This is a genomic window from Corallococcus terminator, from assembly GCF_003611635.1.
In the GTDB taxonomy this organism is placed as follows: domain Bacteria; phylum Myxococcota; class Myxococcia; order Myxococcales; family Myxococcaceae; genus Corallococcus; species Corallococcus terminator.
On sequence record NZ_RAVZ01000006.1, the window covers coordinates 1 to 14058 of the forward strand.

5 protein-coding genes are annotated in these 14058 nt (G+C 70.7%); 4 read left to right on the forward strand and 1 reads right to left on the reverse strand.

The genetic code is table 11. The features are described 5' to 3' along the window. The first annotated feature begins 110 nt into the window (after window positions 1–110). Window positions 111–659: a hypothetical protein gene (locus D7V88_RS01865; RefSeq protein WP_120538898.1), complete on the forward strand. Its 549-nt coding sequence runs from the start codon at window positions 111–113 to the stop codon at window positions 657–659. Then, window positions 656–1249, forward strand: coding sequence for a tRNA-uridine aminocarboxypropyltransferase (locus D7V88_RS01870; RefSeq protein ID WP_120538858.1), 594 nt, complete (start codon window positions 656–658; stop codon window positions 1247–1249). The genes D7V88_RS01865 and D7V88_RS01870 overlap by 4 nt, the downstream gene beginning before the upstream one ends. A 21-nt stretch (window positions 1250–1270) precedes the next feature. Here D7V88_RS01870 and D7V88_RS01875 read toward each other — a convergent pair whose 3' ends face one another. Beyond that, a complete protein-coding gene (locus tag D7V88_RS01875; RefSeq protein ID WP_120538859.1) occupies window positions 1271–2230 on the reverse strand; it encodes an arginine deiminase family protein in 960 nt (319 codons plus the stop codon). A 162-nt stretch (window positions 2231–2392) separates the two neighbouring features. Between D7V88_RS01875 and D7V88_RS01880 the strand changes: the two genes are divergently transcribed. Together D7V88_RS01880 and D7V88_RS01885 are read left to right on the forward strand one after the other, a co-directional pair. Beyond that, window positions 2393–10618 carry a non-ribosomal peptide synthetase/type I polyketide synthase gene (locus D7V88_RS01880; RefSeq protein WP_120538860.1) on the forward strand — a complete coding sequence of 2742 codons (8226 nt, stop codon included), beginning with the start codon at window positions 2393–2395 and terminating at the stop codon, window positions 10616–10618. A 53-nt stretch (window positions 10619–10671) separates the two neighbouring features. Next, window positions 10672–14046 carry a non-ribosomal peptide synthetase gene (locus D7V88_RS01885; RefSeq protein ID WP_372241062.1) on the forward strand — a complete coding sequence of 1125 codons (3375 nt, stop codon included), beginning with the start codon at window positions 10672–10674 and terminating at the stop codon, window positions 14044–14046. Window positions 14047–14058: the final 12 nt, after the last annotated feature.

Genomic DNA, 14058 nt, shown 5'->3' on the forward strand with positions numbered 1-14058 from the left:
GTTTGGAGGGGCCAAGGGGGTGGCGGGAGGCAAGAGAAGCGCCCCGGGAGCAAACTCCCCCTTGCGTGCGTGGGGAGTCCTTTGGTCCTCTTGGGCACAGCCGTATGCCCATGGAAACCGCCGCCGACAGCCGAGAGTACCGCGTGGTCTTCTTCTGCCCCGCGTCGAACGCCCGGCTCGAGCGGCTGGAGGTCTCCGTGCGTCGGCTGTTGTCGCGCATCCAGGCCCCCCCCGCGGAGTTGGCCCCCCTCACCGAGGCCGGGGCGCTCACGGAGGCCGGGTGGCAGGTGTACCTGGTGCGTTCGCTGACGGAGCGTTCGGCGGCGCAGGCCATGGCCGCCTACGTCAGCGAGGCCACCTGCGCCCTGGCGGCGGAGGTGGACGCGGAGGTGCTGGGCCTCTACGTGGACGTGTCGGGGGACTCGGCGCGCATCTGTCGCTGTGGCCCGGAGGACGGGCCGGAGACCTTCGCCGGACGCCGGCAGGCCGCGCTCAACCGCACCTCTGAATGGCTGGAGGTCGCCCCCGCGAGCCTGTCCGCCCTCTTCCAGTTGGATCCGCCGGACGCGGAGTACGAACCGGACGCGGATGACCGCTTCGTCGAAGAGAAGCTGCGGGAGGCGCGGACCCTGATGGAGCGCTACCGCACGGCGAAATGAGGTCCCGGACCCCGGAGGACCTCGTCGGTCGCTGCGAGCGCTGCTACCTGACCGCGGCCTGGTGCCTGTGCGCCCAGGTGCCCGTCGTCCCCACGCGCACGGAGCTGCTCGTCATCCGCCACAACAAGGAGGCGGAGAAGAGCACCAACACCGCGCGCATCGCGGCGCTGGCCCTGCCCCGCTGCCGCATCGTCTCCTACGGCGCGCCGGGCCAACCCTTCGACGCGTCGGTGCTGGGGGACGGCTCGGACACGTGGCTGCTGTTCCCCGACGCGCCGGAGGCCGAAGGTCCCCCGCCCCGGCGGCTCGTCGTCATCGACGGAAGCTGGGCCCAGGCGCGGCGCATGGTGCAGCGCGTCCCCGGGTTGAGGCGGTTGCCGGGGATGCGGCTGCCCCCGCCTTCGCCGGACTCCCGCCGGCTGCGCCGCCCGCCCCATCCGGACGGGATGTCCACGCTGGAGGCCATGGCCGGGGCGCTCGGGCGGCTGGAGGGCGAGGACGTGGCCAAACCGCTCCTCGCGCTGCACGAGCTGATGATTGAACGCGTGCTCGCGAGCCGTGGACGGCTGGGCTGGGTGGACTACCTCTGAGGTCCGCCCCGCGCGGTCTGCTCAGGCATAGGTCGCGCGGCGCTTGAGCGGCAGCGTGAGGCACCGGACGCTGCCGTTGCCCCGTTCGAGCGCCGCGATGTCCACGCCCTCGACTTCGATGCCCAGCTCCTTCACCAGCGGCTGGAGGCGCGGCGCGGCGCTCTGCGAGGCCAGCAGCAACTGGGGGCCCAGGAAGATGTAGTTGGAGAGGAAGCAGGGGGCTTCGGAGGCGGGCAGCGCGAGGACCTTGCGTCCCCGCCGCGTGAAGTAGCCCTCGAAGGACTCCCACTGGGGCGCCTGCGCCGGGGTGATGACGCGCACGGGGAGATGCTTCAGGAACGTGCGGGCCAACACCGCCCGGGGCCCGAGCACGTTGAAGGCCAGGTCCAGGTGGATGATGCCCAGGTGTTCGGGGATGCAGACGACCCCCACCTCCTGGAAGCCCGCGGCCCAGGCCGTCTCCAGGAAGCCCTGCAGGGCGCGCGCGTCGCTGCGCAGCCCCAGGTTGACGAAGATGCGCTCCTCGTCGAGCAGGAAGACGTCCCCGAACTCCAGGCCGGCGCCGGTCCCCTCCACCGGGGCCGCGTCCCTCGGGCCGCCGTGGATCAGCTCCGCCAGCGCCGCGTGCGTCGCGTCGAATTCGGCGATGCGCGCGGCGAAGGCCGCGGTGCCCGTCACCAGTTGGCGCCCCACGACCGCGGCCGTGTCCCGGACGAACACGCGGTTTACCGAGGCGTCACTCACCGCCCGCGCGGACTCCGGAAGGAAGTCCCCCAGGTCGAAGAGCCTGCACCCGAAGCGGGTCAGCGCCTCGCACAGCCGCCCGGAAGCGTCCTCCGCGTCCTGACGTGAGACGGCGCCGATGAACCCGACCGCGGAGGCCTCCATTTCGGTCGCGACCTCGAGCGCCGCCGGCCGGCACACCGCGACGCACTCCAACTGTGCCGACTCCGACCAGCACTCGATTCCAGTCAACGTCATCCGCAACCACCCTGGTCAGCAGCGCCCGGCCCCGAATCCCTGCGTCAATCAAGGATTCCTCTGACAGTTCACCTAGAAGTGTCCTCCATGCTAAACGACAATTACTAGATTATTTATCTATTCCAACCGCAGCGGATTTTGCCCCTGTCCATTCTGACCCACATGAAGCCCTCGACTCCGTCCGCCGACCGCTCCCGGGAAGAACTCGTCGCGTGGCTGCGGGCCTACGTGGCCCGGAGCACGGACCTCGCCGTGGAGACCATCGACGTCGACCGGGCCTTCGTCGACTACGGGCTGACGTCGAAGGACGCGGTCTTCCTCTCCGGAGAGTTGGGGGAGTGGCTGGGGCGGGACGTGTCCCCCACGCTCGTGTGGCAGCACCCGACCATCACCGCCGTGAGCGTGCACCTGGGCCGCGCTCCGGAGCCGGAGCGCCCGGTGACGCCCGTGATGCCGGCGGCGGTTTCGGAGGGCGCCATCGCCATCGTCTCGCTGGGCTGCCGCTTCCCGGGCGCGCCCACGCCCGAGGCCTTCTGGGCCCTGCTCCAGCGCGGCGGCGATGCCATCACCGAGGTGCCCGCCGACCGGTGGGACACCCAGCGCTACTACCACCCGGACCCCACGCACCCCGGGACGATGAACACGCGCTGGGGCGGGTTCCTGGAGCAGGTGGACGGGTTTGATCCGCTGTTCTTCGGCATCTCGCCCCATGAGGCGGCGCGGATGGATCCGCAGCAGCGGCTGCTGCTGGAGGTGGCCTGGGAGGCGCTGGAGCGTGGAGGGCAGGCGCCGCACGCGCTCCGGGGCAGCCGCACGGGCGTGTTCGTGGGCATCAGCAGCAGCGACTACGCGCAGCGGCAGTTCGGGGATCGCTCACGGCTGGACGCGTACGCGGGCACGGGCAACGCGCACAGCATCGCGGCCAACCGGCTGTCGTACCTGCTGGGCCTGCGGGGCCCGAGCATGGCGGTGGACACCGCGTGTTCCTCCTCGCTGGTGGGCCTGCACCTGGCCTGTCAGAGCCTGCGCGGCGGCGAGTGCGACCTGGCGCTCGCGGGCGGCGTGAACCTCATCCTCAACCCGGACCTCAACATCGCCTTCTCCCGGGCGGGGATGATGGCCCCGGACGGGCGCTGCAAGAGCTTCGACGCGGCGGCGGATGGCTACGTGCGCTCCGAGGGCTGCGGCGTCGTCGTCCTCAAGCGGCTGGCCGACGCGCAGGCCGCGGGGGACGTCATCCTCGCGGTGATCCACGGCTCGGCCGTCAATCATGACGGGCCCAGCAACGGGCTCACCGCGCCCAACGGCTTCGCGCAGCAGGAGGTCATCCAGCAGGCGCTGCGGCAGGCCGGACTGTCCGCCGGGCAGATCAGCTACGTCGAAGCCCATGGCACCGGCACGACGCTGGGAGACCCCATCGAGTTGGAGGCGCTGAAGGCCGCGCTGCGGCCCGGGGGACGCTCCGAGCAGCGCTGCCTCGTCGGTTCGGTGAAGGCGAACATCGGGCACCTGGAGTCGGCGGCGGGCATCGCGGGGCTGGTGAAGATCGTCCTCGCGCTCCAGCACGCGGAAGTCCCGCCGCAGGTGCATTTCCGCACGCTCAATCCGCACGTCTCGCTGGATCCGAGCGCGTTCCACATCCCGACCCGGCGCGAGCCGTGGACGTCGGAGGCCGGAGCGCGCTTCGCGGGTCTCAGCTCGTTCGGCTTCGGCGGCGCCAACGCGCACGTCATCGTGGGCGAGGCCCCGCGCCGGACGCCCGTCACCGAGACTGTTTCCGAGCATGCGCAACACCTGCTGACGCTGTCGGCCCGGACCGCGCCAGCCCTGCGCGAGTTGGTCCAGCGGTATCAGGCCCGCCTCACCGCGCCAGATGCGCCGGCCCTGGCGGACCTCTGCTTCACCGCCAACACCGGACGCGACACCTGGGCCCACCGCTTCAGCACGGCGGCCACCTCCCACGCGGAGCTGGCCACGCAGTTGGATGCGTTCCTGCACGAGCGTCCCCTTCCCGGCCTGCACCACGGAGAGGTCCAACGGAGCGCACAGCCGCGCGTGGTCTTCCTCTTCCCGGGCCAGGGCGCGCAGTTCGCGGGCATGGGACGCAAGCTGTTCGAGACCGAGCCCGTCTTCCGCGATGCGATGGAGCGCTGTGATGCGCTGCTGCGCCCGCACCTCGACGTGCCCCTGCTGTCCGTCGTGTATCCGGCCCCTGGAGAAGACACCGAACGGATCCACCAGACGCGCTACAGCCAGCCGGCCCTGTTCGCGCTGGGCTACGCGCTGTCGGAGCTCTGGCGCTCCTGGGGCGTGAAGCCGGACGCGGTGATGGGACACAGCGTGGGTGAGTACGTCGCGGCGCACGTCGCGGGCGTGCTCGGGCTGGAGGACGCCCTGCGCCTGCTGGCGACGCGCAGCCGCCTCATCCAGGCCCTGCCCCAGGACGGCACCATGGCCGCGGTGCTGGCCGACGAGGCCACCGTGCGCGCGGCGTTGGGGGAGGAACGGGACGTGGAGCTCGCCGCCATCAACGGCCCGCGCCACGTCGTCATCTCCGGAGCGCGGCCCGCGGTGCAGCGGGTCGTGGAGGCCTTGCAGGAGCGGAGCATCGACTCACGTCCGCTCACGGTCTCGCATGCGTTCCACTCGGCGCGGATGGACCCCATGCTCGCGGAGTTCGAGCAGGCGGCGCGCGCCATCGCGTTCCAGGCTCCTTCCCTTCCGCTCGTCTCCAACCTCACCGGCACCGTCCTGAAGGCAGCGCCCGACGCGGGCTACTGGCGGCGCCACGTGCGCGAGCCGGTGCAGTTCCTCAAGAGCATTGAACACGCGGCCCACGCGGGCCCGGCGGTGTTCATCGAGCTGGGCCCGAACGACACGCTGCTCGGCATGGCGAAGCGCTGCCTGCCGGAGGGCGCGAACCTCTGGCTGCCCAGCCTCAAGAAGCACCAGGACGACGCGCGGACGCTGCTGGGGAGCCTGGGCGCGCTGTTCGTCCGGGGCGTCCCCGTCGATTTGAAGCAGGTGGACCGTTCCCCGGCGCGCCAGCGCGTGCTGCTGCCGACCTATCCCTTCGAGCGCCAGCGCTGCTGGTTGGAGGACCTTTCCGTGGATCCCGTGGCCCCGCCGCAGAAGCCCCTGCCGTCGACCGTTCCCGCCCTGTCTCGCCGGGCGCGGATCCAGGACGCGCTCCGCTCGATGGTGGCCCGGCTGCTGCAAATGCCCCCGGAACGGATGGGCCCGGACACGCCCTTCCTGGAGCTGGGCGCGGACTCCATCGTGTTGATGGACGCCATCCGCAACGTGGAGAAGCTCTTCGGCCTCAAGCTGTCGATCCGCCAGGTCTTCGAGGAGCTGACCACGCTGGACGCCATGGCCAGCCACCTGGACCACACCCTGCCGGACAGCTTCGTGTTCGCGGAGGCCCCCGCGCCCGTGCGCACCGCCGCCGTGGCGCCCCAGCCCGCCGCGCGTCAGGCCGCCGCCACCGAGGCGCCGGAAGGTTCCCTGGAGCAGATCATCCAGGTCCAGCTCCAGCTCATGAAGCAGCAACTGGTGCTGCTCGGCGCGAAGGGCGCGGCGGTTCCCAGCGAGCCCGACGTGGAGGCTCCCCCGCGTCCCGAGGCGGCCCCCGTCGCGGTCGCGCGCCCGGTGTCCTCTCCTTCCGGCCCCGCGGCCTTCTCCGTGGGCACGGCGGACGGTGAGCCGGAGCGGGAGCTGCCTGTCGAGCAGCAGCGCTTCCTGGAGTCCTTCATCGCGCGCTACACGCGCCGCACGCAGGGCTCCAAGCAGAACGCGATCCGCCATCGCGCCCGGTGGAGCGACGTGCGCTGGCAGATGAACTTCCGGCCGGAGGTGAAGGAGCTCTGCTACCCCATCGTCAGCACCCGCTCGCACGGGTCGCGCGTCTGGGACGTGGACGGCAACGAGTTCATCGACCTCTCCATGGGCTTCGGCGTGCACCTGTTCGGGCACAACCCGCCCTTCATCATCGAGGCGATGCAGCAGCGGCTGGCCCAGGGCATGGAGCTGGGCACGCAGTCGGATCTCGCGGGCGAGGCGGCGGAGCTCATCTGCGAGCTCACCGGCATGAAGCGCGTCACCTTCTGCAACTCCGGCACGGAGGCGGTGATGACGGCGCTGCGCGTGGCCCGCGCGGTGACGGGGCGCACGAAGATCGTGATGTTCACGTCGTCCTACCATGGCCACTCCGACGGGACGCTCGTCGTAGGCCGCATGGTTGGCGGCGTGCCGCAGTCGCTTCCCATGGCCACCGGCGTCGCCCAGCACATCGCGGACGACGTGCTGGTGCTGCCCTATGGAGAAGAGCGGACGCTGGAGCTCATCCGCGAACACCTGCACGAACTGGCCGCTGTCCTGGTGGAGCCGGTGCAGAGCCGCCGCCCGAACGTGCAGCCCCGCGCCTTCCTGCACAGCCTCCGGGAGATGACCCGCGAGGCGCACGTGCCCCTCATCTTCGATGAGATCATCACAGGATTCCGCCTCCACCCGGGCGGAGCGCAGGCGTGGTACGGCATCGAGGCCGACATCACGACGTACGGGAAGATTCTGGGCGGCGGCATGCCCCTGGGCGTCGTGGCGGATCGCGGCGGCTTCGTGGACCGCATCGACGGAGGTGACTGGCGCTATGGGGACGCGTCCCATCCCGTCCAGGGAAACACCTTCTCGGCGGGCACCTTCTGCAAGCACCCGCTGACGATGGCGGCGACCCTCGCCACCCTCCGACACCTGAAGCGCGAAGGTCCCGGCCTCCAGGAGCGCCTGAACCACCGGGCCGCGAAGCTCGCGGAGCGCATCAACGCCATCTTCGAGCGCGAGCAGGTCCCCATCACCCTGGTGCACGGCGGGTCGGTGCTCCGCTTCACCTCGGCCGGCAACTCCAGCTACCTGTTCCAGCCGCTGGAGATGGACCTGTTCTTCAGCCAGCTCATCGACCGGGGCATCTACATCTGGGAGGGCCGCACGTGCATGCTCTCCACCGCGCACACCGACGAGGACCTCGACACCCTCGTGCGCGTGGTGGCGCAGAGCGTGGCCGAACTGCGCGAAGGCGGCTTCTGGCCCCGGGCGACCACCCCGGACGCCCCCCGCCCCGTCGAGAGCGCGCCGGAGGAGCCCTCGCTCCCGCCCAACGTGCTGCCGACCACGGAGGCCCAGCAGCAGCTATGGATCCTCTCGCAGATGAACGCGGGCGGATCCAGCGCCTACAACCTGTCGCTGAGCCTGCGCCTGTCGGGCGTGCTCCAGGTCGAACTGCTCCAGCGCTCGCTCCAGCACGTCGTGGACCGCCACGAGGCGCTGCGCATCCAGTTGGACGAATCAGGCGAACAGCAGCGCATCCTCCCGCGGCTCACCGCGGACCTGCCGCTGGAGGACCTGTCCGCGCTGCCGCCGGACGAGCAGTCCGCCCAGCTCACGGCCTGGTACGAAGCGGAAGGCCAGTCCCCATTCGATTTGCACCGGGGCCCGCTGTTCCGCGCGCACCTGCTCAAGCTGAGCCCGCATGACCACCTGTTCGTCCTGACGGTCCACCACGTGGTGGTGGATGGCTGGTCGCTGGGGATCCTGGTGCAGGAGATCGCCCAGCACTATTCGGCGATCCATGAAGGCCGCAGCGCCATCCGTCCCCGGCCCCTCCAGTTCAGCGACCATGTGCGCTGGATGCGGCGGCAGGCCCAGACGCCGGAGATGGCGTCGCACGAACGCTACTGGCTGGAGCAGCACGTGGACGCGGTGCCCGCCATCGAGCTGCCCACGGACCACGGCCGTCCGGCCCTGCGCAGCTACCGGGGCGCCCGCGAGACGGTGCGGCTGTCGGCGTCGCTCACCCGCTCCGTGCGGGAGCTGGCGCAGCAGCAGCAATCCACCCTCTTCATCCTGCTCTTCTCCGCGTACACCTCCTTCCTGCACCGGCTGACGGGCCAGGACGAGCTGCTCGTGGGCATCCCCACCGGCGGCCGGGATTTGGAGGACAGCGAGCAGCTCGTCGCCTACTGCGCGCACCTGCTGCCCATCGTCAGCCACGCCCGGGGGGAGCAGTCCTTCCCGAAGTACCTCCAGGGGCTCAAGCAGACGCTGTGGAGCGCCTACGAGCACCAGGCGTATCCCTTCGCCCGGCTGATCCACCGGCTGAACCTGCCGCGCAGCACCAGCCACAACCCGCTGGTCAGCGTGACGTTCAACCTGGAGCGACCCATGGCCGCCGCGAAGATGAGCGGGCTGCGCACGGACTTCCACTCGCAGCCCATCCGCTCCGCGGCCTTCGACCTGAGCCTCAACGCCATCGAGGTCGAGGACGGGCTCGTGCTGGACTTCGAATACAACACCGACCTGTTCGAGACCGGGACGCTCCAGCGCTGGACGCGGGGCTTCTACACGCTGCTGGAGGGGCTCGTCGCGGATCCGCGCCGCCGGCTGGCGGACCTGCCCCTGCTCTCCCCCGCCGAGCGCCATCACCTGCTCACCGCGTGGAACCAGACCCGGGCCCCGTATCGCAAGGACCTGCTGGTCCACGAAGTCATCGAGAAGAAGGCCGCCGCGCGCCCCGACAAGGTCGCGGTGGAGTTCGACGGTCAGCTCCTGACCTACGCGGCCCTCAACGGACAGGCGAATCGGCTGGCGTACCACCTGCGCGAACTGGGAGTCGGGCCCGGCGTGCTCGTGGGCTCGTTCCTGGAGCGGTCCCCCGAGGTGCTCGTCACCCTGATGGCCATCCTCAAGGCGGGCGGCGCCTTCGTTCCGCTGGATCCGGGACTGCCCCTGGAGCGGCTGAAGTACCTGCTCGATGACTCGCGCGTCGCGGTGGTCGTGACGCAGGGACCGCTGATGGAGCGGCTGCCCGTGCACGACGCGAAGGTCCTCTGCCTGGATGAGGACGCCGCCGTGCTCGCGGCGTGGCCCGACACGGACCTGGAGAACCTCGCCTCGCCGGACTCGCCCGCGTACGTCATCTACACGTCCGGCTCCACGGGCGAACCCAAGGGCGTGGCCGTGGGACACGGCGCGCTCGTCGTCCACTGCCAGGACGTGCGCGACCACTACCGGCACTCCGCGAACGACAAGATGTTGCAGTTCGCGTCGTTCAACTTCGATGCGTCGCTGGAGCAGATCCTCCCGCTCTTCATGGTCGGCGCCACGGTGGTGCTGCGCGGCCCGGAGGTCTGGACCGCGGAGGAGCTGCCGCGCCGCATCGTCGAGCAGCAGCTCACGGTGCTGAACTTCCCGACCGCCTACTGGCAGCAGGTGACGCAGCGCTGGAGCGAATCGCCGCAGGAGCTGGGCGGCCACCGCGTGCGGCTGATCATCATCGGCGGGGACACCATCCTGCCCAAGGTGCTGGAGCAGTGGCAGCGCGGCCCCCTGGGCTCGGTGCGGTTGCTCAATGCGTATGGACCCACCGAAGCGGTCATCACCGCGACCACCTTCGAAGTCCCCGCCGCCACGAACCCGCCCCAGGCGAACTCGCGCGTGCCCATTGGCCGGCCGCGCTCCAACCGCACCTTCTACATGTTGGACAAGTACGGCGAGCCGGTGCCCCTGGGCGTGGCGGGAGAGCTCCACATCGGCGGCGAGGTGCTGGCGCAGGGCTACCTCCACCGTCCGGAGCTGACGGCGCAGCGCTTCATCCCGGATCCGTTCAGCGACAAGCCCGGCGCGCGCCTCTACAAGACGGGCGACCTCGCGCGCTACCTGCCCGACGGCACGCTCGACTTCCTGGGACGGACCGACCACCAGGTGAAGGTGCGCGGCTTCCGCATCGAGCTGGGAGAGATTGAAGCGGCGCTGAGCCGGCACGCTTGCGTCCAGGAAGTCATCGTCACCGTGAGGGAGGAGCAGGACACGGACGCGGCAGGGCATGACAAGCGACTGGTCGCGTATGTCGTCCCCACGGCGCACGACGCCGTGACGCCCACCGCGCTGCGCCAGTTCCTCCAGGAGAAGCTGCCGGACTACATGATCCCGGCCTTCTTCGTCCTCTTGACGGCCATGCCCCTCACCGCGAGCGGCAAGCTCGACCGGCGCTCGCTGCCCGCGCCCGACCCCGCGACCAGCGCGCCCACGAAGCCGTTCGTCGCGCCGCGCAACGCCACGGAGCAGGCGGTGTCGGAGGTGTGGATGAAGGCCCTGCGGCTGCAACGCGTGGGCATCCACGACGACTTCTTCGAGCTGGGCGGGGACTCGCTGCTCGCGACGCAGGTGGCCTCGCGCATCCGCGAATCGCTGCGGCTGGACCTCTCCCTGGAGCGCATGTTCCAGGCCCCCACCATCGCGGGCCTCGCTGAGTATCTGGACACCTTGACGTGGGCCGCGAAGGCCCCACCACCCGAGTCCGCCGACGAAGCGGGCCGTGAGGAGGGCGAGCTGTGAGCGGCCTGGATGAACTGCTGACGACGCTGCGCAAGCAGGATGTGCGGCTGTGGATGGAAGGCGAACGCCTTCGCTTCAGCGCGCCTCCGGGCGTGATGACCCCGGAGCTCACGGGGCGGATGAAGGAGCGCAAGGAGGAGATCACCGCGTTCCTGCGACAGGCGGGACAGTCGCTCCAGGCCGCCGCGGAGCTCATCCCGGCGGGCCCGCGTGAAGGAGACCTGCCGCTGTCGTCCGGGCAGCAGCGCCTGTGGTTCCTGGAGCAGCTCCAGGGCCCGAGCGGCGCGTACAACATGCCCGCGGCCCTGCGGCTCGAAGGGGTGTTGAACGAGGACGCGCTTCGCCGGAGCCTGGAGGAGATCGTCCGCCGTCACGACATCCTCCGGACGACCTACGCCCAGGTGCAGGGTCGGCCCGTGCAGCGCATCCAGCCCGTCGCGCCGGTGGCACTGCCTCGCGTGGATCTCCAGGCACTGCCCGCGGACGCCCGGATGGCGGAGGTCCGGAGGCTCGCGGCGGAGGAGGCGCGCAAGGCCTTCGAGCTGTCGAAGGATCTGCCGCTGCGGCTGTGCCTGCTCCAGCTCGATGCGCGCGAACACGTGCTGCTGCTCACGCTGCATCACATCGCGTCGGACGGTTGGTCCATCGGGGTGCTGGTGCGCGAGCTGGCGGAGCTCTACCGGGCCTTCACCACCGGCACCGCGCCCTCACTGCCCGAGCTGCCGCTCCACTACGCGGACTTCGCGCGCTGGCAGCAGGAGCGCGCCACGGGGGGCGCCACCCAGCCGCAGCTCACGTACTGGAAGGAGCATCTGGCCGGGGCACCGGGCCTGCTGGAGCTGCCCACCGACCGTCCCCGCCCCGCAGCGCAGCGCTTCCAGGGCGCCACGCGGCGCTTCACGGTCCCCGTGGAGCTCGTCTCACGGCTCAAGGCGCGGGGACGTGAAGCGGAGTCCACGCTGTTCATGACGCTGCTGGCGACCTTTGGCGTGCTGCTGTCGCGCCACAGCCGGCAGAAGGACCTGGTGGTGGGCTTCCCCATCGCCAACCGGCTTCCGCAGACGGAGCCGCTCATCGGCCTGTTCGTCAACACGCTGCCCCTGCGCCTCGACCTGGGCGGGGAGCCCTCGTTCTCGGAGCTGCTGGCACAGGTGCGCCGCACCACGCTCGCGGCCTCCGTCCATCAGGCCCTGGCTTTCGAACAGCTCGTGGAAGCGCTCCAGCCGACCCGCGCGCTGAGCCACTCGCCCCTCTTCCAGGTGCTGTTCACGCTCCAGAACACGCCCACCGAACCGCTGACGCTGCCCGGGCTCGCGATTGAACACCTGGAGATTGAAAGCGGCACGTCGCAGTTCGACCTCTCGCTCTCCATGAACGAGACGCCGCACGGGCTCGTCAGCGACCTGACCTTCGACACCGACCTGTTCGACGCCGCGACCATTGAACGGATGACGGGACACTTCCTGTCCCTGCTCACCGCGGTGGCGGACAACCCCACGCAGCCCGTCTCCCGGATGCCCCTGCTCACGGAGCCCGAGCGGACGCTCCTGCTGCGCGACTGGAACGCCACGTCCCGCGAGGTGTCACCGTCGCAAGGCCTCCACGGCCTGTTCGAAGCGCAGGCGGCACGGCGCCCGGAAGCCATCGCGGCCCGCTTCGAATCGCACGCGCTGACCTATGGCGAGCTGGAGGCGCGCTCCAACCGGGTGGCGCACCACCTGCGCTCCCTGGGCGTCGAGCCGGGACAGCGCGTCGGCATCTTCATGGAGCGCTCCCTGGAGCTGCTCGTGGGTCTGCTCGGCATCCTCAAGGCGGGCGCTGCGTACGTGCCGCTGGATCCGCTCTACCCGGAGGAGCGACGGGCCCACATCCTGGAGGACAGCGGCGTGGCGCTGCTCCTGACCGAGCCGGCCCTGGCCGCGCAGGCGCACCGGGTCCGGACCGTCCTGCTGGCGGACACGGACCCTGCGTCCTCGGAGCCGCTGCACCTGTCCCTGTCCGGTGAGCACCTGGCCTATGTGCTCTACACGTCCGGCTCCACCGGGATGCCCAAGGGCGTGGCGGTGCCCCACCGCGCGGCCACCAACTTCATGGCGTCGATGCAGCGCGAGCCCGGCATCACCGAATCCGACACGCTCTTCGCGGTGACGACCATCGCCTTCGACATCTCCGTGCTGGAGTTGTTCCTGCCCCTGAGCGTCGGCGCGTGCGTGATCATCGCCAGCCGGGAGACGGCCGTGGACGGCACGCGGCTCTTGCCCGCGCTCGCGGCCAGCGGCGCCACCGTGATGCAGGCCACGCCCTCCACGTGGCGGATGATGCTGGCGCTGGGCTGGGCCGGAAGCCCGTCGCTCAAGATGCTGTGCGGCGGCGAGGCCCTTCCCCTGGAGTTGATTGCTCCACTGCGGGCCCGGGGTGCGTCGCTGTGGAACATGTACGGCCCCACGGAGACCACCATCTGGTCCACCGTGTCGCGCGTGGAGGAGCAGTCCCGGCTCACGATTGGCCGGCCCATCGACAACACGCGGGTGTACGTGCTCGACGCGCGACTCCAGCCCGTTCCCGTGGGCGTCGTGGGCCTGCTGTACATCGGCGGACTCGGGGTGGCCCAGGGCTACCTCCACCGCCCGGACCTGACCGCGGAGCGCTTCGTCCCGGATCCGTTCAGCCGTGAGCCCGGAGCCCGGCTGTACTGCACGGGCGATGGCGTGCGCTTCCTGTCGGATGGTTCGCTGGACTACGTGGGCCGCGAGGATGGGCAGATCAAGCTGCGGGGCCACCGCATCGAACTGGGAGAGATTGAAGCGCGGCTCAGCCTTCACCCCCGTGTCCGCGAGGTGGCGGTGCGGGTGTGGGAGCTCGCGGGCGGCTCGGAGCTGGTGGCGTATTTCCAGCCCGTCACCGGTGACGCTCCGGAGGCCCAGGCGCTGCGCGAGCACCTGCGCTCCCATCTGCCGGCCTACATGATTCCGTCGCACTTCGTGGCGCTGGAGTCCTTCCCTCGCACGGCGAACGGCAAGCTCGACCGCAAGGCCCTGCCCTCGCCCACGCCGTCCCAACGCGCGACCGCCGCGTTCGAGCCGCCGCGCACGCCGCTGGAGGTCCGCCTCGCGGAGATCTGGCGCGAGGTGCTGGGCGTGGAGCGCGTCGGCCTGCACGAGGACTTCTTCGAACTGGGCGGCCATTCGATGAAGGCCGTGCAGATCCTCGCCCGCGTGCAGGAGGCCTGGAGCGTGGACGTGTCCCTGCGCGTCCTCTTCGAACGGCCCACGCTGGAGGCCATGGCGAAGCACCTGGAGGCGCGGCAGCAGGACAAGCCCGCCGCGTCACCTCCGCCCCTGGTCGCGCGTCCCCGGCAGGCCCGCCGTCTCCAGGCCACCTCCCGCGCCGAACTCAACCTGCCCGAGTCCCCCAACAAGGGGGACTGAAGGCAGCGCTTG